General features: G+C 56.1%; 14 protein-coding genes and 1 pseudogene. 5 read left to right on the top strand and 10 right to left on the bottom strand.

What is annotated here, in order from left to right; genetic code table 11:
• The first annotated feature begins 20 nt into the window (after positions 1–20).
• Positions 21–1,850, top strand: coding sequence for a glutamine--fructose-6-phosphate transaminase (isomerizing) (gene glmS / locus BUB60_RS01100; RefSeq protein ID WP_073075798.1), 1,830 nt, complete (start codon positions 21–23; stop codon positions 1,848–1,850).
• Between the two features lie 220 nt (positions 1,851–2,070).
• Here glmS and BUB60_RS01105 read toward each other — a convergent pair whose 3' ends face one another.
• The 10 genes and pseudogenes from BUB60_RS01105 to BUB60_RS19620 form a co-directional block, all read right to left on the bottom strand.
• Positions 2,071–3,162 carry a response regulator transcription factor gene (locus BUB60_RS01105; RefSeq protein WP_073075799.1) on the bottom strand — a complete coding sequence of 364 codons (1,092 nt, stop codon included), beginning with the start codon at positions 3,160–3,162 and terminating at the stop codon, positions 2,071–2,073.
• A gap of 3 nt (positions 3,163–3,165) precedes the next feature.
• Positions 3,166–5,763 carry a PAS domain S-box protein gene (locus tag BUB60_RS01110; protein ID WP_143162236.1) on the bottom strand — a complete coding sequence of 866 codons (2,598 nt, stop codon included), beginning with the start codon at positions 5,761–5,763 and terminating at the stop codon, positions 3,166–3,168.
• Between the two features lie 428 nt (positions 5,764–6,191).
• Positions 6,192–6,518 carry a hypothetical protein gene (locus BUB60_RS01115; protein WP_073075801.1) on the bottom strand — a complete coding sequence of 109 codons (327 nt, stop codon included), beginning with the start codon at positions 6,516–6,518 and terminating at the stop codon, positions 6,192–6,194.
• 41 nt (positions 6,519–6,559) lie between these two features.
• Positions 6,560–7,051: a DUF6803 family protein gene (locus tag BUB60_RS01120; RefSeq protein ID WP_073075802.1), complete on the bottom strand. Its 492-nt coding sequence runs from the start codon at positions 7,049–7,051 to the stop codon at positions 6,560–6,562.
• Positions 7,052–7,228: 177 nt separating this feature from the next.
• The gene (locus tag BUB60_RS20785; protein ID WP_341444119.1) at positions 7,229–7,621 is read right to left on the bottom strand and encodes a copper ion binding protein; all 393 of its coding nucleotides are present in this window, start codon (positions 7,619–7,621) and stop codon (positions 7,229–7,231) included.
• A gap of 198 nt (positions 7,622–7,819) precedes the next feature.
• Positions 7,820–10,228, bottom strand: a pseudogene (locus BUB60_RS01130) (heavy metal translocating P-type ATPase); the annotation flags it as partial.
• 24 nt (positions 10,229–10,252) lie between these two features.
• The gene (locus tag BUB60_RS01135; protein ID WP_084726150.1) at positions 10,253–12,379 is read right to left on the bottom strand and encodes a copper ion binding protein; all 2,127 of its coding nucleotides are present in this window, start codon (positions 12,377–12,379) and stop codon (positions 10,253–10,255) included.
• A 138-nt stretch (positions 12,380–12,517) separates the two neighbouring features.
• On the bottom strand, positions 12,518–13,042 hold the full coding sequence (locus tag BUB60_RS01145; protein ID WP_242941108.1) for a DUF2318 domain-containing protein: 525 nt from the start codon (positions 13,040–13,042) through the stop codon (positions 12,518–12,520).
• Between the two features lie 209 nt (positions 13,043–13,251).
• A complete protein-coding gene (locus BUB60_RS19615; protein WP_073075803.1) occupies positions 13,252–14,097 on the bottom strand; it encodes a tRNA 2-thiocytidine biosynthesis TtcA family protein in 846 nt (281 codons plus the stop codon).
• A 10-nt stretch (positions 14,098–14,107) separates the two neighbouring features.
• The gene (locus BUB60_RS19620; protein ID WP_073075804.1) at positions 14,108–15,229 is read right to left on the bottom strand and encodes a cysteine desulfurase family protein; all 1,122 of its coding nucleotides are present in this window, start codon (positions 15,227–15,229) and stop codon (positions 14,108–14,110) included.
• 338 nt (positions 15,230–15,567) lie between these two features.
• On the opposite strand from BUB60_RS19620, the gene BUB60_RS01160 reads away from it, so the two are divergent.
• The 4 genes from BUB60_RS01160 (at position 15,568) to BUB60_RS01175 (ending at position 19,764) form a co-directional block, all read left to right on the top strand.
• On the top strand, positions 15,568–16,455 hold the full coding sequence (locus BUB60_RS01160) for a radical SAM protein (RefSeq protein ID WP_073075805.1): 888 nt from the start codon (positions 15,568–15,570) through the stop codon (positions 16,453–16,455).
• A 102-nt stretch (positions 16,456–16,557) separates the two neighbouring features.
• Complete coding sequence (gene nifH / locus BUB60_RS01165; RefSeq protein ID WP_073075806.1) at positions 16,558–17,433, top strand: nitrogenase iron protein; 876 nt, start codon at positions 16,558–16,560, stop codon at positions 17,431–17,433.
• A gap of 17 nt (positions 17,434–17,450) precedes the next feature.
• Entirely contained in the window at positions 17,451–18,392 is a 942-nt protein-coding gene (gene cysK, locus BUB60_RS01170; RefSeq protein ID WP_073075807.1) for a cysteine synthase A, read from the top strand.
• A 31-nt stretch (positions 18,393–18,423) separates the two neighbouring features.
• On the top strand, positions 18,424–19,764 hold the full coding sequence (locus BUB60_RS01175; RefSeq protein ID WP_073075808.1) for a nitrogenase component 1: 1,341 nt from the start codon (positions 18,424–18,426) through the stop codon (positions 19,762–19,764).
• Positions 19,765–19,769: the final 5 nt, after the last annotated feature.

Below are 19,769 nucleotides of genomic sequence, written 5' to 3' on the forward strand. Positions count from 1 at the left end.
ATAAAGGAGGTTTTCTGCATATGTGCGGTATCGTCGGATACACGGGAAAGCAGGAAGCGGCCCCGATCATGCTTGAGGGGCTTAAAAGACTTGAATACAGAGGCTACGATTCCGCCGGCATCGTCGTCAGCGCTGACGGAGAGCTTCGTCTCACCAAGGCGAAGGGCTTTGTCGACGACCTGAGCAAAAAGATCGACGGCGGCCGCCTGACGCCTGGCACCACAGGCATCGGCCATACCCGCTGGGCCACCCACGGCAAGCCCTCGGACGAAAACGCGCATCCCCATGTCAGCTGCAACGGCAAAATCGCCCTCGTCCATAACGGCATCATCGAAAACTACCAGAAGCTCCGCGAGATGCTCATCTCCAAGGGCATCGAGTTCAAATCGGAGACGGATACCGAGGTGGCTGTCAACCTCATCCAATACTTCTATAAAGGCGATATCGTCAAGGCCGTATCGGAGGCGGCGCTGCGTATGGAGGGCTCCTACGCTCTCGGCATCATCTGCGAGGACTTCCCCGACCTGCTGCTGGCCACGCGCAAGGAAAGCCCCCTGATCCTCGGCATCGGCCAGGACGAGAATTTTCTGGCGTCCGACGTGGCCGCCGTGCTCAAATACACCCGGGACATCTATTACCTGGCCGACGACGAGATCGCCGTCATCTCGCCCAAGGATATCAAAATCTACAGCTGCGACCTGGAAGTGGTCAAAAAAGAGCCGTCCCGCGTGGATTGGGATATCTCTGCGGCCGAAAAAGGCGGCTACGAGCACTTTATGTTCAAGGAGATCATGGAGCAGCCCGAGGCCGTCCGCAAAACGCTGTCGCCGCGCATCAAGGACGGCAGGATCATTCTGGACGACATTGAGCTCGAACCCGATTACATCAAGGGCCTCAGCAGGATCTACATCGTCGGCTGCGGCTCGGCGTATCATGTGGGCGTCGTGGCCAAATATAATATGGAAAAGCTCGTGCGCATCCCGGTGGAAGCGGTGCTGGCCTCGGAGTTCCGGTACGCATCCCCGTTGGTGGACGCGTCGACGCTCGTCATCTGCATCAGCCAGTCCGGCACCACGGCCGATACGATCGCCGCCATGCGCGAGGCGAAAAAATTAGGCGCGCGCGTGCTGTCCATCGTCAACGTCGTCGGCAGCGTCATCGCCAGCGAGTCGGATTACTGCCTTTATACCTGGGCCGGGCCGGAGATCGCCGTGGCGACGACGAAAGCCTATTCGACGCAGCTGGCCGTCACCTACCTGATCGCGCTGGTTCTGGCCGAGTCCCGCGGCACGATCACCAGCGCGGCGTACGCGTCGCTGGTAGACGGCCTTCAGGCGCTGCCGTCTGCACTGGAGGAAGCTTTGAAGCTCAAGGAGCACATCCAGTATCTCGCCTCGATCTATTTCAATAAGGAAAACATCTTCTTCATTGGCCGCAACATCGACTATGCCCTCACGCTGGAGGCATCCTTAAAGCTCAAGGAGATCTCCTACATCCACTCCGACGCTTACGCCGCCGGCGAGCTCAAGCACGGCACGATCTCCCTTATTGAGGAGGGCACGCTCGTCATCGCCATGGCCTCTTACATCAAGCTCGTCGACAAGACTGTCAGCAACATCGTCGAGGTCAAGTCCCGCGGGGCCGAAATTCTGACCCTCACGACCGAGAGCGGCCTTAACCACGTCACCCACACCTCCGACAATATCATCACCATCCCGGATATTCACGAGGTGCTGCTCCCCTCCCTGGCCGTCGTCCCCATGCAGCTGTTCGCCTATTACGTGGCGCTCATGCGCGGCTGCAGCATCGACAAGCCCCGCAATCTCGCCAAATCCGTCACCGTGGAGTAACCGCCGAACCTACCGGTCGGCCATGATTTAGTACGAAAAAATACATCTGAGTTTTCAGATGTATTTTTTTGTGCGTTCATATTTTCCAGCCATTTCTATAGATAATAAGAGCACAAAACCATCGCTTTAATATGCAATTGAGGTAAAATTCATGGGGGCCTATTGGTATTGCGCTTTGGTTGTCCCTGACTTCGCGGCGTACTTTCGTTTCCCGATAAATTCAAATTTTTCCGGCGGCGATTTTTCGATACTGGTTTGGAGATACCGCATAAGTCTTTTTAAAGAGCTTGCTATAGTACTCCATGCTGAAGCCTGCCATGTCGGCGATTTCGTAATTTTTCAAAACGCCCTCCTCCAGCAAAACCTTTGACCTTTCCAGCTTTACGGTTGTTATATACTCGATGAGATTGATGCCGGTTTTCTTTTTAAAAAGAAAACTCAAATAGGAGCTGGAGACAAAGAGCTTCCTCGACAGGAACCCCAAAGACATGGGCGCGTCGATATTTTCGAGGACATATCTGCAGACGGTTTTAATAATGCCGTTGTCGCCGCCTCTCAATTCATATTTCAATATGAACGCCTTTATTGCCCGGATATGGCCGATGAAGGCGGCTTTTAAATCGCCGCTGCCGCGGATGGATGAAAAGTTTATACTCCCCGCAGCGGTCGGCCTTGCAAGCTTTTTGGCCCACGGGAATTCGGCGCAGACGGCTTTGGCCACGTCCTGAAGCACCCTGTTCAGATAATAGATGGATTTCATCAGGTCGGAATCCGTTTTCAGCCAGATAACTTCGAAGATATCGGCGGCAACGGCGGCGGAATCGCCGTCCTCTTTGATGCTCTTAACGAGGATTTTAAACTGCTCATACGGATAATGATCCTGGGTCTTCAGGACCTGATCGACGTAGTTTATCTTCTGCAGCTCATTATTTCTCTCGCTGATATACGCCGACGCTTTTTGGAGCGTCGCCAGCAAAGCATCCCGTTCAATCGGTTTGAGCAGATACTCAAAGGCACCGGATTGTATACCCTTGCGCGCATATTCAAAATCGCTGAATTGGCTCATCAAAATAACGCACTTGCACAGCTTCTCATCCAGAAGCGTTTTGGTCAGGCTGATCCCGTCGACCACGGGCATCCTGATATCGGTGATCACGAGATCGACGGGCTGCTTTTGCAGAGCCCGCAGCGCGTCCCGGCCGTTGCAGGCCTCCGCCGATATCGAAAAGCCCGACTTTTCCCCCCAGATATCCAGATCCCTGAGCTCGTTCCGGGTAAATTCGGTATCATCCACGATCATCGCGCTCAGCATATCTCAGCCCCTGTCCGGCACCGGCAGCGTAAAGTACATTGTCGCGCCGATGTCCTCTTCGCCCTTTATCCATGTTCTGCCTCCATGGCGTTTGATGATATTTTTCACGATGGCCAGCCCGATCCCGCTGCCCTCGAACTCCTCTTCCGTGTGCAGGCGCTCAAAAACGGAAAACAGCTTATCGGCATATTCCCCGCAGAAGCCGGCGCCGTTATCCCTGAAATAAAAAACATATTCGCCGTTTTCTTCCCTGCAGCCGACGGACAGCTGCGGCGCTTCTCTTTTCGACGAAAATTTCAGCGCGTTTGAAATGATGTTGCTCAGGACCTGCCGCATCAGCGCTTTGTCGGCGCTGACCGGGGGCAGCCCCGTTTCAAAATCCAGTACCGCGCGTTTCAGGTGCATATTCGACCTCAGTTCCTCGTGCACCGCCTGGATCATCTTTTTGATATTGAAGGTTTCCTTATTGACATTGGCCCCCGTTGTGACAGAATACCGGAACAGCTTATCGATCATATTCAGTTTATCATGGCATAAGCGGATCATCTTTTGACTGTTCAGCTCAACATCGCGGTGCTCCAGTATCTGTTTGGCGTAATACTCGATCTCCCGCAGCGGCGTTTTCATTTCGTGGGAGACGGCCATGGAGATGTCCTGCAGGTCCTTCATTGAATTTTGCAGTTCCCGCGTCCGCTCCTGGACGAGCAGCTCCAGCGTCGTATTTTTGCGGACTATCTCGTGTTCGGTGCGGTTGCGCTCGGTAATATCCTTCCCGTAGACGGACACCTCAACGGCCTCGCCATGGAGATATACCGGATTCAGTGTGAAGCAGATGACGTGATCGCAGCTCAGAGCGCGGAGATCAATTTGATATTTACCATGCTCCATGGCTCTGACGCACATTTCCGACAGACGTTGCCGGAGCTCAGCATGCGAAATGTCGCAAAGTCTCTTGCCGCGCCAGAAGCCCTCTCCGTAATTGGCCAGGAAATAGTTCTCGGCGGCCTTATTGAACAGGACGATTTTATACGCCGAGTCGACCGAGAATATCAGGTCGTCCGTATTGTCAATGATATTCTGCAGCTCCTGCGTGATTTTCCGCAGGTTCTCAGCGGCCTCCACCTCGTCCGTCATGTCGATAATCACGCCCGCGGCCAGGCGCGGCATCGATTCCTCCGAAAAATACGTCTGGCCCTTCAGGCGAATCCATCGTACCGATTTGTCCGGGAGAATAATCCGGCTTTCCAGATCAATCAGGCCGTGTCTGGGGTCGCCGGCTTTTTTCATCGCCGGGAGGAGCTTTTGCCTGTCGTCGGGATGCGTCAGGGTCAGCAGGAACTCGAAATCGATCTTGCTGCCGTCAATCTTATCGATGCCGAAGATACGCTTGAAGGTGGGCGACCACCGGCCCTCCTTTGTGATCAGGTCGTACGTAAACGTCCCTAGGGCGGCGGCCTGCGCCGCCATCCTCAGGTGGAGCTCGCTCTCTCTGAGCTCCTGCTCCAGTTCCATGTGCTCCGTGATATCCCGGCAGCAGAGAACGCCGCTGACAACCTCGCCCTCGTCGTCGCGGATGGGCGCCGCGTTGACCTCCAGTACGGTGGTCTCCCGATGCCTTATTTTAAAACGGAATCTTGAAAACCTTTCTCCCTCAAGGACCCTGCTGATGGGCAAATCGCCGCGAAATATCCTGTTATTATTCATATCGTAATATCTGACGTCGGTTTTAGCGTCCCACAGCTTTTCCGTCGGGCCGTAGATCGGGTCGAACTTCTCTCTGGCCGCCTTGTTGAACAGCTCATAAAAGCCATCCCGGCTGACAACAATGAGCTGGTCGGACATGTTATCCAGGATCGCTTCGAGCTTTTCCTTCTGCTTTCTGATCTCTCCTTCCTGCGCTTCCCTGCTTTTCCTGAGGAGGACGCTGTCCGTAACGTCCTTTGAGGTTTCAAAAATATACTTCAGCGTCCCGTCGATAATGACGGGTATGATGGTGTAGTTCAAAAAGGCACGGCCATATACCGTAGAAATCTCCTTTTCCTCAAAATTCAGCACTTTTCTTGCCGAACGGACCTGATCCAGCAGCGCCTCCGCCTGACCGCCGTATACGCCCAGCTCCCCTGCGGCCCGGCCGGCATAGCGCCTGAATCCCCGGCGGGAAGCGTCAAAATATTTCAGGTAGCTTTTATTGGCCTTGAGCAGCCGGTAGCCGGGAACGCTGTAAATCGCCGCGCTGATATGGTCGTCCGCGAAAAACTGTTCGATAAACGCAAATTCATTATTCTGCAGGACATAGGGCGCATGGCGGAACTCGATCGCCATCCGGCGGTTCGCCAGCGGCTTTATCGTCAGCGAGGCATATTTCGCCACGCAGTCCTTTGTGAACAGATAGCCCGATACGGCGTTTTCGGTCCGCAGCCTAGTGTAGTCAGACGGATGAAGCTTCAGCAATTTGACAAAAGCATCCTCGACGCGCAGGCCGAGGACCTCATTTTTTGTATAGCCCGTCATGGCAAAAAACGCGTCATCGGCATCCAGTACCCTCTCCGTATCCGCCAGTATATACGAATCCATCATCTCTGTTTGTGGCTGGTCTTTCACTCATTTACCTCTTCCATCACTGTAAATACGGGATTTTCTACAGTGACAACATATCATCGACATTTTTTACTGTCAACATTATGGAAATTATAGTTATTTTCTACAGGCAAATCCCAGATTGGGAATGAAACGCGGCGCCGGGCCGGCGCGGACGCTTGTTCATAAATTATTTTCATTGTCTTCACAGATTTTCCATATCGATGGTTTATCTTAAGTTCATAGAACAGACGCGACAGCAAAAGCCTTTTGCTTTTTAAATAGATTTTTATCCATCCTATTTCATATCCCTCCCCTTTTTGGAAACAGCCCGTTCAATACGTTGAACCGGGCTGTTTCTGTGACCACGGCGTTCCGCGTATCGGACCTGTGGGAAAGCAAACAACAGCGGGCCGCAAAACGTGGCCCGCTGTTTCAGTGTCATTCCGCTTTTATTTGGGATATCCGGAATCCTGCTTCTGATCCGCCGGAGCTTCCAGACGGCGTCCGTCCGCGCCCTGATCGTCTCCTTTATCTTTTTTGAACATCATCGGTATCATTGCGATCATCATGATCGGGCAGAGATACGGAATAACGGCGCCGAGCGTCGTCCTCAGGCCCGGAATGCTCGATCCCAGCAGCGATATAACCGCCAGCAGGATCATGGGCGCGCCGCAGCATAAAAGCATCATCCACAGGTGCCCCATATGACCGCGGTGTTTGTGTCCGCTATCGGTATTGCTATTGTTATGATCGTTATCGTTGTTGCAGCAATTCATCGGTTTCAGCTCCTTTTATAGGAATTATGGGAATTAAAAATTTATGCGCCGATCATGACGCCGCTCATCCCGCCGCCGGTGAGCAGTGCCGGGTCCAGCATGCCGAAAATCATGGCGACATGCGCGACAACGAGAAAGATGCCAACGAGGATTGCATGGAGCTTCAGCTTCTCGACCTGGTCCTTCTTCCTTCCGAGGATGCCGGTATCCAGCAGGAACATCCCTGCAAACGGGATAACGCCAATCAGGTAGAAGCCGACGGCGATCACGTCAAACGGGCCTCTCCAGCCGCCCGTGGCCGTCAGCGGTATGACGGCGGTAATCAGCAGATAAATGAAAACAGCCGTAAAATATACGCCGGCGAAAATACCCGTAATTTTGCTGACGCGTTTCGCCCTGCCCGCCAGATTCCTCGTGAACAGAATGATCAGTTCGGAGATGGCGAGCGTTTCGGCACAGATGACAGGGATCGCCATAAAAAGGAGCAGCTGCCAGGGCTGGTTTGTCGCCAAGAGCTCCATATAATGGGTCATGTAATCTTCCTCCTGTTGTTTTCTCGGATGGCCCAATCATATAAAAAAGTCTTGAAGATATTATGAAGATTTGGAGCCACCGAATATCGTTTGCGGGAAGGCCGCCTCAAATGCGCGCGGACCCGCTTGTCGCATGATGAGACGGCCTTTCAGTTTATGAGCGCGGGTGTCCGAATTTCACGCGACGTTGTAGCCCTGCTCCTCGATTGTTTCCTTAATATGCTCCAGGGATACTTTTTCGGGCTCAAACTCGATGGTGACCTGCTTTCCCTCCAGATCGACAAGAACACTGCTCACGCCGTCCAGCGCGCCCACGTGCTTGATAACCGTCTTTTCGCAGTGGCTGCACGACATGCCGTTGACATTCAGGACTTTCGTTTCTTTTGACATATGGATACCTCCGTTATCATTATCATTTAACTCTGATTGCAGACTGGCCGCACTGTTTTTGAGGCTCTCGAGCTTTGCCTCCTCCTCGCGGATCTGCAGAAGAAGCCGCAGCTTCTCTTCCTCGGCCTCCCGCGTCGTCTCCTCCAGGAGCCTTTCGGACGCCCTGTGGGTTTTGATCATGACTTCCGCGATCTCAAGCTTTGCGCGGGTCAGCTCGGCGGCGCCGCGCGTCAGTTCGCTCAACTGCCGCGTCAGCTCGGCGTTTGCCTTTTCGAGCTCGGCAAGCCTGCCGCTCTCCGTCGTGGCGGACGCCTTTTTCCCGTTTTTCGGCTGCTCCAGAATCCACTCCGGATTGAGCGACACTGTCCGGGTGCCGGTCGGATCATAGCTTTTCAGGCTCAGGGAGTTTGAAACGACGGAGACGGACGAGAACGCCATGGCGCCGCCGGCGATCATCGGATTCAAAAAGCCCAGTGCGGCAAAGGGAATGCCGATCGTGTTGTAGAAAAAGGCCCAGAACAGGTTTTGCTTGATCTTGCGCATCGTCTTTCGGGACAGCCGGATGGCGGCAGGGATCGTCCGCAGGTCGCCGCGCATCAGGGTGATATCGGCCGCCTCGATGGCGACGTCCGTACCGGTGCCGATGGCCATTCCGATGTGGGCCGTCGCCAGCGCCGGGGCGTCGTTGATGCCGTCGCCGACCATGGCCACCACCTTGCCGGCCTTTTTGAGCTTTTCCACCTCTTCCGCCTTGTTCTCCGGCAGGACCTCCGCCAGGATGTTGGTGATGCCGACCTGCCTGGCGATAGCGTTGGCCGTCCGTTTATTGTCGCCGGTGATCATATAGACCTCGACGCCCATTTTCTGCAGATCGGCGATGGCTTCCTTGGAATTCTCCTTCAGCGTGTCGGCAACGGCGACAATCGCTTCTATTTTATCGTCGACGGCCATAATCATCGCCGTTTTGCCGTTATCCTCCAGCGACTCCAGCGTGGCGTTTATTCCGCCCGTTTCGATGCTTCGCTCCAGCATCAGCTTTCGGGTGCCCATCAGGATTGTCCTGCCTCCTGTGACGGCCTTGACGCCTCTGCCGGGGATCGCCTCGAATCGATCGGGGTCCGGCACAGCGGCGAGCTCCTTTTTCCCGTGCTCGTAAATAGCGCAGCCCAACGGATGCTCCGAATTCTTTTCCGTAATGGACGCAAGCCTGAGAATTTCAGCCGGCTCCAGCGCCCCGAAGGGGATGATGTCCGTGACCTCCGGCTGCCCTTTTGTGATGGTGCCGGTCTTATCCAGGACGACGGCGTTGAGCTTATACGCCGTTTCCAGGTGCTCGCCGCCTTTGATCAAAATGCCGCTTTCGGCACCCTTGCCCGTGCCGACCATGATGGCCGTCGGCGTGGCGAGACCCAAAGCGCACGGACACGCAATGACGAGCACCGCCACGGCGCTGATGATCGCTTTCGTCACGTCACCGGTGATGAAGAACCATAAAAGGAAGGTCAAAACCGCAATACCCACCACGACGGGGACGAAAATGCCCGCCACCTTATCGGCGATTTTCTGGATGGGCGCCTTTGAGCCCTGGGCGTCCTCCACCATTTTGACGATCTGGGACAAAACGGTATCCTTGCCGATCTTCGTGGCCTCAAACTTAAACGTGCCGAATTTGTTGATGGTCGCCCCAATGCAGAGGTCGCCGGGCTTCTTCTCCACCGGCAGGCTTTCTCCGGTCAGCATGGATTCGTCGATGGACGAGTTGCCCTCGATGATCTTTCCGTCCACCGGCACCTTTTCGCCGGGCCGCACGACGACGACATCGCCCGCCGCGACCTCTTCGATCGGCACGTCCTGCTCAACGCCGCCGCGGATGACGCGGGCCGTTTTCGCCTGGAGGCCCATCAGCTTTTTGATGGCCTCGGAGGTCTTGCCCTTGGCCACGGCCTCGAGATATTTGCCCAGCAGTATGAGCGTGATGATCACGGCGGCCGCCTCGAAGTACAAATCCTTCATGCCGCCCATCTTTGCCGGCTCAAAGAACACGTTGTACAGGCTGAAGAAGTAGGCCGCTGACGTGCCCATGGAGATCAGCACGTCCATATTGGAGCTTCTGGCACGGAGCGCCAGAAACGCGTGCTTGTAGAACCGGAAGCCGATGATAAACTGGATCGGCGTGGCGATAATGAGCTGGAAATATGCGTTGTGCAGGAACGGAACGTCCACGCCCACAAGCGACAGAAGCATCGCCAGCACCAGCGGGGCGCTCAGGATGATCGAGGCGATCAGCGTGAGACGGAGCTTTTTGATTTCCTTTTCCCTGGCCGCCTTTTCCCTGTCCTCGACGACGTCCTCCAGCTTTTCCGCCCCGTACCCCAGCGCTTCCACAGCCTTTATCATCTCGGAAACCTTGATTTCCGCCTGGTCGTACTCTACCGTCGCCTTTTCGGTGGCAAGGTTGACGGAGGCCTTGCTGACGCCGCCCAGCTTACTCAGCCTCTTTTCGATTTTTGCCGCGCAGGCGGCACAGGACATGCCCGTGAGACTCAGCACGACCTTGCTCTCTCCGGCGTCCTCGTCCTTAATAACGCCGTAACCCAGCTTTTTGATCGTCTCCTCAACCTTCAAAAGGCTTGCCACCTGATCGTCAATTTCAAAGGTCGCGCGCTCCATGGCGAAGTTGACGTTCGCCGCGCCGATGCCGGGCAGCGCGCCGATACCCTTTTCAATCCGGGCCGCGCACGCCGCGCAGGACATGCCCGATATCCTGACTGTTTCTTTACGAGCCATAATTTCCTCCCTGGTCCTTTGTCGTTATGTCTGTGGTTTGCAGCAGCCGGCACCGCCGCCGGCAGACGGCGTGTAGTTCTGGACAGCCTGCTTGACCGCGTCCATGTCGACATTTTTGATATCGTCGACGACCTTTACGTAGCCGTGCAGCATGCCCATGCCACACTCGAACGAGAAGTCGTCCGAAACCGGCAGAAGCGGCGTCTCCTTGTCGGTTGTCAAATCCAGCCCGCCGCCGTATTCCGGGAAATAGACCGTGCCGTTGCAGGCGTTCAGCTGGCTGGTGGTAAATTTGATTCTGGCCGGTATCCCTTTCTGGAGCACGACGACAGCCGGAGAATAGCCCTGAGCGCCCACGTCGATCGTCACGTCCTGCTCGTCGCCGTTAATCGTCGCCACGGCGATATTGTCGGTTGGAATCCTTCCGTTTTCAAAGCCGGGCGGAGGGGTGGCGCAGCACCCGCCGGCAATGGCGGCGGCAGAGCCGGAGGACGAATCGTCGGCGCTGACCGTTGCTACCGTCGCCGCGGACAGGTCGCTGACCACCGTGATGGTGCTCCGGATCATGCCCATCCAGCAGGTATATGTGATCGTTCCTTCCTGGTCGGGCGTGAAGGTGATGACGTTGTCGCCGGGCCGCAGCTTCTGCGTGATGTTATACTGCGGGATCTGAATCGTTTCGTTGCAGCCGTTCAGCGAATTGCTGTCCGCCTGAATGGTCCATTTCACGGGGATGCCCTTCTGGACAGTGATCGGCGTGTAGCTGCCGGGCTGGAGCGTCGTCGTGACGTCCTGCTCCGAGCCGTTGACCGTCGCCTTGCTGGTGGTTGCAGCCGCCGTCGTACCGATGCTCGGCAGGCTGAAGCCCGACAGGGCAAAGCCCCGGGTGAGCATGATGACGCCGAGGACCATGACCAGCATGGCGCTGACCTTCATCATCTTATGGGTGAATTTGCTGCTTAACAGCGAGCTGACCGCTCCGAAACCGAACATCAGAGGGACAGTGCCCAGGCTGAAGAAAAGCATCGACGCGGCGCCTGCCAGAACGCTGCCCGTGCCCAAAGCGTAAATCTGCATTGCCTGGAGCGGGCCGCAGGGCATCAGGCCGTTGAACAGGCCCACAACGAACGGACCGTATTTCCCGCTGCCGCGAAATTTATTGGCAAAGCGCTTCGGCATGTGCGGCACAAATTTGCGCAGCCAGGGGAAGATGTTGAGCATATTGAGGCCCATGATCAGCATGAACACCCCGGCGAGAATAGCGACGATGCCCTTGGCTGTCCCCGAAAAGCTGATCACCGAGCCGAGCCCGCCCACGATGCCGCCAATGACCGTGTAGGAAATGACGCGGCCCGTGTTGTACATGAGGCTGGGCTTCATCTTCGCCGCCTTGGACGCGTTTTCCGGGAGCTGATAGGACACGCACTGCGTGAGGTTGATGCCGCCGCACATGGCCACGCAGTGCAGCGACGTGATCAGTCCAACGACGAACAGGAGGCCGTAGCCCATGTTCTGCGAAATCTGCGGCAGGAAATTGAAGCCGACCGTATTTTTAATGATCAAATAGACGGCAAAGATGATAACGCCGACAGCCAAAAGCTGCGTCGCGGACAGCTTGTCGTTCTTTTTCTGCGTTTTTCCAACGGCAAGGCTGTTTTTGACGCTTCTCCTGACCTTGTAGTCCAGTCTTTCGATGGCGGCCTTTATTTCGTCAAGGGAAATGACCGCCGGATCATAAGAAAACCGCACCGTGTCTTTGGCGTAGATCGCTTTGACGTTCCGGATGCCGGCCTTCTTTGTCAGGCTGTTTTCAATTTTCATCTCGCAGCTGGTGCAGGACATGCCGTCGACCTTCAGCTCTTCGTCAATCCACTGCTGCCGATTGCCTTTGCTTTGCTCCGCGCTGCCGGAGAAAACCATGTTTTTCAGGCTCTCTTCCACCGTGTAATCCAGCTTCTCGATAGCCTGTTTTATCTCATCCAGGGAAATGACCTCGGGGTCATAATAAATCTTGACTGTCTCCCTGGCATAACTGGCCTTGGCGTCCCGGATACCGGCCTTCTTTTTCAGGCTGTTCTCGATTTTCATCTCACAGCTCGTGCAGGACATGCCGCCCACTTTCAGCTCTTCATAAATCCACTGCTGCGCCATAATGCATCTCCTTCGCGGTTGGTCTCGGTTTAAGCGCCCGATACTCCGATTTTATATGCCTGATTTGAAGATTTGATGAAGAAATCCCAGGAATTGCTGAGTTTACAAATTCGTCACATTTGGTTTTGCGGGTTCGGGTCACTTCTTCCAGCGCGCGAACAGGGCGACATTCTGCGTCATATAATTTTCGGAAACCGTGATCGTCTGACCGTCGTCGGTTTTGCCGTCGTCCAGGATCGGCACCGGGTTGCATCCGTTTTTCTCTTTTTCCACCTGGCTGATTTTGAAGCGGTTGCCGCAGTTCTGGCACACCAGCTCGTCGCCCTGCTGTATATAATAGCCTCTGCCGGAATTATAGCAGACCTGGCAGGTGTTGAACGCCGTCCTGATCGTACCGTCGGGCGCTTTTACCGCCACGAGCTCCATGAGCGTATTTCCCGATTTATATGGAATAAAGGTGGCCGTTTCCGTAATCTCGCTCTTGGCGATTTTGATGTCCCCGCCGTTCTGCGCCGCCGCGGCACTGCTGCTTCCGCCCGAGCCCGACGTCCCCTTAATGATTGCGATGACGACAGCCACAACGATCAGGGCGCCGGCGAAGATATAGATGCCCTTCTGTTGGCCTGTTTTCTTTTTCACGGGTCGTTTGTTCATTTTGCTCATGACATGCGCTCCTTCACATATTTTCTTCATGCTATCAGCGTCATGTGAAGATTGTATGTAGACGGGCCCCTCCGCGTGTTTTAATCGCATCCCGGCGCCGCCTTCCGCAAAAAAACACGCCCGCGCGGCTGATGTCAGTCCGCGCGGGCTTTTCGTTAGTTTATTATGAGACTTCTGTCCGGGCGGGGGCGGCGCCGTGACTCCTGCCATTAATCCTCCGGCGCCGCCGGCCTGTCATACCTGTCGAGAAAGCTGTGATATTCGTCCCCGTCGTGATAGCCGATGATCGTTTTCAGGTTGACGTTCCGGACACTGTTGAAAATGCTGATGTCGATGGTCGGGTTGATCTGCCGGAATTTCTTGATGAGGTCTTTCATCTCCTGGCGCTTCGACGTGCCGCCGTTGTCGCCCAGCACGCAGTTTTCCGTAAAGCGGCAGGCGCATTGGATAAAATTGAGGCTGTTATACCGTTTCCAGGCGAGGATATCCGCCTCGCGCACCATGTACATGGGCCGGATGAGCTCCATCCCCTCGAAATTCGTGCTGTGCAGCTTCGGCATCATCGTCTTGACCTCCGCGCCGTACAGCATGCTCATCAGGATGGTCTCGATCACGTCGTCGAAATGGTGGCCCAGCGCGATTTTGTTGCAGCCCAGCTCCCGCGCCTTGCTGTAGAGGTATCCGCGCCGCATTTTGGCGCAGAGATAGCAGGGCGACCGGTCCGTCTTGGCCACCACGTCGAAGATGTTCGTCTCGAAGATCGTGACGGGAATGTTCAATAGCGCGGCATTGTCGATGATGGTCTGCCTGTTTATTTTGTTATAGCCCGGGTCCATGACGAGAAACTCCAGATCAAACTGCTTGACCTTGTGCTTTTGGAGCTCCTGCAGGCATTTGGCCATGAGCATGGAGTCCTTGCCGCCGGAGATGCAGGCGGCGATTTTATCGCCTTCGTTGATCATCTGGTACTCAACGACCGCCGAGGTGAACCGCTTCCATATCTCCTTGCGGTACTTCTTCGTGATGCTTTTTTCTATTTCCTCATACTTTTCCATAGCTGCCCCATTAACCGGCGAATTTATCGTAGCATTTTTCAAAACAGGCCAGAAATTCGTCAACGTCCTGTTCTGTCGTCAGGTGACTCAAGCTGACGCGCAGCGTGGATACGGCACGTTTTCTGTCCTTGGTGACAGCGTACACCGGCCTTGAGACCGAATTGGGCGCGCAGCAGGCCGACCGCGTCGAAACGCAAACACCGTACGCGTCAAGCTCGTCCCGGAAATCCTCCGTCTTTACACCCGGCATGCTGACGCTCAGGATGTGCGGGACGGAATATGCCGTGCTGTTGATTTTGACCTTTGGGTATTTGGTCAGCGCGGCCCGGAGCTTTTTGTTCAGGCCGCTCACGTGCTCACATCTTGGCGCAAGCTCTGCCAGCGCCAGTTCCAGCGCCTTGGCGCACGCGGCCGCCAGGGCAAGCGCCGGCGTGCCGCTGCGATACGGCGTTGCGCTGAGCCCGCCGTGTATCTGCGGCTCCAGGAGGAGCTCTTCCTTTTTAATTAATATCCCGCTGCCGTTCAGGCCATAGAACTTGTGGGGCGAAAACGTGAACAGGTCGGCCCCATCCAAAGAGAGTGGGACCTTCCCCACCGCCTGGGTGGCGTCCACATGGAACCGGCAGCCCGGATAGCCCGACAGGATTGCCGCGATGTCGTGTATTTTTTGGGTAACGCCCATTTCGCTGTCCACATAGCAGGCGGAGACAAGGATCGTATCCTTCCGCAGCAGAGCTTTCAGTTGCTCAAGGTCCACGAGGCCGTCGCTGCCGGAATCCACATAATCGATTTCAAAGCCGCTGTTCTGCAGCGCGGCCAGCGCCCCGTTGACCGACGAATGTTCCAGGTAGGTGGCGATGATATGCTTTCCGGAGTTCCGGTACTTCTCCGCCACGCCCTTCAGGGCCAGGTTGTTGGCTTCAGTCGCGCCGGAGGTATAGATCACGTCGCTGTTTTTGAGGTTCAGCAGTGTTTTTATCTGCTCGGTGCATTCCGCAAGGCGCGCGCCGGCCTGTCTGCCCGGGGTATGGAGAGAATTCGGGTTCGCCGCATAGCGCAGGGCGGTATCGCTGAAAACATCGAGCACCTCCCGGGCGGCGGGCGTGTCGGCGGCATAATCAAGGTATATCATCGGCTCATCTCAATCGTCGTTTATTCATTGAATCAAAGCATGTCAAAAAGCACGCCGTCGACATTATAGCAATGATTAAAGCGACTGTACAGTGGCAAATCCGGCTGTGGGCCTTATGGCATTAAGAAGCAAATCCGATTTTTTAAAATACCGAAAAGTTTGTATTGTTTTTTCTGACCAACTTACATACCCCAAAAAAGCAGAAAACTGTTGCCATAGTAAAACTATATGAATTATATGACTTTGTGATTGACAGTACTCTTGTCTAAAGCGTATAATAGTACCAATATAACATATTAAACATATATGTTATATAATTTCAGTAGGAAGGCGACGTTATGGCTGAAGAACTTCGGATAAAACAGCTCGAAAAAATTTCCGGTCAGCATCCGTGCTTTTCCGGAAAATCCAACATGAACAAAGGCCGCGTCCATCTGCCGGTCAGTCCGACATGCAATATACAGTGCAAGTTCTGTAAAAGGAGCCTCAACAAGACGGAACAGCGGCCGGGCGTTACAAATCAGATACTGACGCCGGAAAAGGCATTGGAGATTCTGGAAAAGGCGCTGGAACTCTGCCCCGACATTACCGTTGCTGGCATCGCCGGTCCCGGCGACACGCTGGCGACCCCCTATGCCCTGGAGACATTCCGCCTCATCAAGGAGCGGCACCCGGAGCTCATCAACTGCCTGAGCACAAACGGACTGCTTCTGGAGCGGTACGCAGACGAGCTTTGGGAGGCCGGCGTTAAAACGATCACCGTCACGGTCAACGCCGTGGACCCGTACATACAGGCGCAGATCTGTTCCTTTATATTTCTCGGCGACCGCGTTTACGAGGGCGTCGAGGCCGCGCAGCTCCTGATCGACGCGCAGAAGCGGGGCATCAGAAAAATGGCCGCGCTGGGCGCCGTCGTCAAAATCAACATCGTGCTGATCCCCGGCGTCAACGACGACCACATCGCCGACATCGCCGAGACGGTCTCACAGCTTGGCGCCTCCATCATCAACATCATCCCCCTCATCCCCCAGCACGAGATGGCGGATTTCGAGGAGCCCGGCTGTCAGGAGCTCAGCGAAGCCAGGGCCGTCGCCGAAGAATATCTGCCTGTTTTCCGCCACTGCCAGCACTGCCGGGCGGACGCCGTGGGCATCCCGGGAAAGGGAGACCTCTCTCACCTGCTTTATGAATTCGGCGGCCAGGAACAAACCTTCTCCCACGGATAAATGACGGAGGTTTAATAATGAAATTTGTTATCATGCGCATCGGGTCGGCCAAGGCCCTTTGCAGTTAAACAGCAGTAAAATCACGTTAAAGGAGAATGCAATTTGGCTAAGAAAATCAAGCAGATCGCCATCTATGGCAAAGGCGGCATCGGCAAATCCACAACAACATCAAATCTGAGCGCCGCGCTCTCGGAGCTGGGACTCAAGGTCATGCAGTTCGGCTGCGACCCGAAAAGCGACTCGACGAACACGCTCCGGGACGGCAAGTACATCCCCACGGTGCTCGACACGCTCCGGGAGAAGTCCGCGGTCCGGGCTCACGACGTTATTTTTGAAGGCTTTAACGGCATCTACTGTGTGGAGGCCGGCGGCCCGGCGCCCGGCGTTGGCTGCGCGGGGCGCGGCATCATCACGGCGGTCGAGCTCTTCAAGCAGCAGAAAATTTTTGAGGAGCTGGACCTGGACGTCGTCATCTACGACGTTCTCGGCGACGTCGTGTGCGGCGGCTTTGCCGTACCCATCCGCGAAGGCATTGCCGAGCACGTGTTTACCGTATCGTCCTCCGACTTCATGTCCGTCTACGCTTCCAACAACCTGTTCAAGGGCATCAGCAAGTATTCCAATTCCGGCGGCGCGCTCCTGGGCGGCGTCATCGCCAATTCGATGGGCACACCGTATTCCAAGGACATCATCGACGATTTTGTGGAAAAGACCCACACAAAAGTCGTGGAATATATCCCCCGTTCCGTCACCGTGACCCAGAGCGAGCTGCAGGGCAAAACGACGATCGAGGCCGCGCCGAACTCCATCCAGGCCGGCGTCTACCGCGCGCTGGCGGGTAAGATCGCCGACCATACCGAATCAAAAGCCCCCACGCCGATGGAAGTTACCGAGCTCCGGGAGTGGGCGGCAAAATGGGGAGATTACCTCCTGGCTGTTGAGCAGGGCAAGGTCACGTCGCAGGGCGCGGCCATCTGAGAAGGAGTGTTTGATACATGGCTAGGATCGCAGACAGTTTAACAGAGCTTGTCGGCAGAACGCCGCTTTTGCGGCTGAACAGATACTCCGAGGATCAAAGCCTGTCGGGCAGCTTGATCGCAAAGCTCGAGTACTTCAATCCCGCCGGCAGCGTCAAGGACAGGATCGCCCTGGCGATGATCGAGGACGCGGAGCGGAAAGGCCTCATCAATAAGGACACCACCATCATCGAGCCGACAAGCGGCAATACGGGCATCGGGCTCGCCTTTGTCGCTGCGGCCAGAGGATACAAGATCATCCTCACGATGCCTGAAACGATGAGCGTCGAGCGGCGGCGGCTGCTGGCTGCCCTTGGGGCCGAGCTGGTGCTGACGCCGGGAGCTCTGCGCATGCCGGGTGCGATCCGCAAGGCGGAGGAGCTCTCCGCCCAGATTGAAAATTCGTATATCCCCGACCAGTTCGGCAATCCCGTCAACCCGGAGGTCCACCGCCGGACGACGGCGAAAGAGATCCTCGAGGATACCGACGGCAGCGTCGCGGCGTTTGTGGCCGGCGTCGGCACCGGCGGCACTGTCACCGGCGTCGGCGAAGTGCTGAAGGCCCACAATCCGGAGACGCAGATCATCGCCGTCGAGCCGCACACCTCCCCCGTCCTATCGGGCGGCGCTCCGGGCGCCCACGGCATACAGGGCATCGGCGCCGGCTTCGTCCCCAGTGTCTTCAACGCCGGTACGATCGATGAAATTTACCGTGTTCGGGACAAGGAAGCGTACGAGGCGGCGCAGGCGGCCGCCTTTACGGAAGGACTGCTTGTGGGCATCTCGTCCGGCGCGGCCCTTTTCGCCGCCACCCAGATCGCCAAGCGCCCCGAATTCAGGGGAAAAAACGTCGTTGTCCTGCTTCCCGACACAGGAGAGCGGTACTTGTCGACGCCTCTGTTCGACAGCCTTGAGCGATGATATGGCAGAGTTCATAATTGGAGGATGACCTATGAGTAAATTTGTTGACCGGCCCCGGTATACCTGTGCGCTCGGCGGCGCGCTCGCCACGCTGCGCGCGATACCGCGGGCCATTCCGATCATACACGCCTCGGCCGGCTGCGGGCAGAACCTGTACAACGCGAACAATCCCGGCGGCGGATATTCCGGCGGCGGATACTGCGGGGGGAACAGCCTGCCCAGCAGCAATGTCGTCGAGCGCGACATCGTCTTCGGCGGTGAGGACCGCCTGCGCGAGCAGATCACGACGACGCTGGAGGTTATGGACGGGGACGTCTATTTCGTCCTGACCGGCTGCATGGTCGAAATGATCGGCGACGACCTGGACGCTATCGTAACCGAGTTTGCCGGGACGGATCGGCCGGTGATCGCCGTACATACCCCGAGCTTCCGCGGCAATTCCTTTACCGGCTATGAGCTCGTTCTGAGCGCGCTGATCAAAAAGTACGTCGCGAAGCAGGAGCAGAAAGAGCCGCGCACGGTAAATATCCTCGGGATCGTTCCAATCCAGGATGTCTTCTGGGAGGGCAACCTCAAGGAAATCAAGCGCCTGCTTGAGAAGCTGGGCCTCAAAGTCAACACCCTTTTCGGTGAGGGCGAGGGGCTCGGGAACATCAAGGATTCCGGCGCGGCGGCGCTCAACATCGTCGTCTCCGACACCTATGGGCTGGACGCCGCGCAGGTCTATGAGGAGGTCCACGGCATCCCGTTTATCACCACGGGCTTCCCTGTCGGCGCGGACGCGACGGAGGCGTTCCTGAAAGAGATCGCCAAGGCCCTTTCCATTGACGCCGCCGTGACGGAAAAAGTAATCCGCGAGGAAAAAGCGGTCTACTACAGCTATCTGGAACGCGTATCGGATATCTATAACGATATCGACCTGCAGCGCTACGCCGTGGTGGTTGCGGATGCCAATTACGCCCCCGCCGTCACCCGGTTTCTCTCCGACGAGCTGGGCTGGCTGCCCGAGCTGGTGGTCATCACGGATTTTGTGAACGACGCACAGAAGGAGCTCCTGCTGCGGCGGTTTGAAAACCTTGAATCGGGTCTTCAGCCGGAGGTCCGGTTCGACACGGACGCGTCCAGCGTCCGGAAGTACCTGTCCCAGGCCTGGCCCAGAAATCATAACGAAAAATACTATGACGCCTTCTCCCCCGCCGTCGTCGTCGGCAGCGTATTCGAGCGCGACCTGGCCACGGAATTTGGGTTCCCGCTTTTGGTGGCGTCGTATCCGGTGACGAACCGGGTCGTTCTCAATCACGCCTATGCGGGCTTCAGCGGCGCGTTAACCCTGACCGAGGATCTCCTGGGGCTCCTGGTCGCCGGCAGATAGGAGGA

Source organism: Sporobacter termitidis DSM 10068 (assembly GCF_900130065.1).
Lineage (GTDB): Bacteria > Bacillota > Clostridia > Oscillospirales > Oscillospiraceae > Sporobacter > Sporobacter termitidis.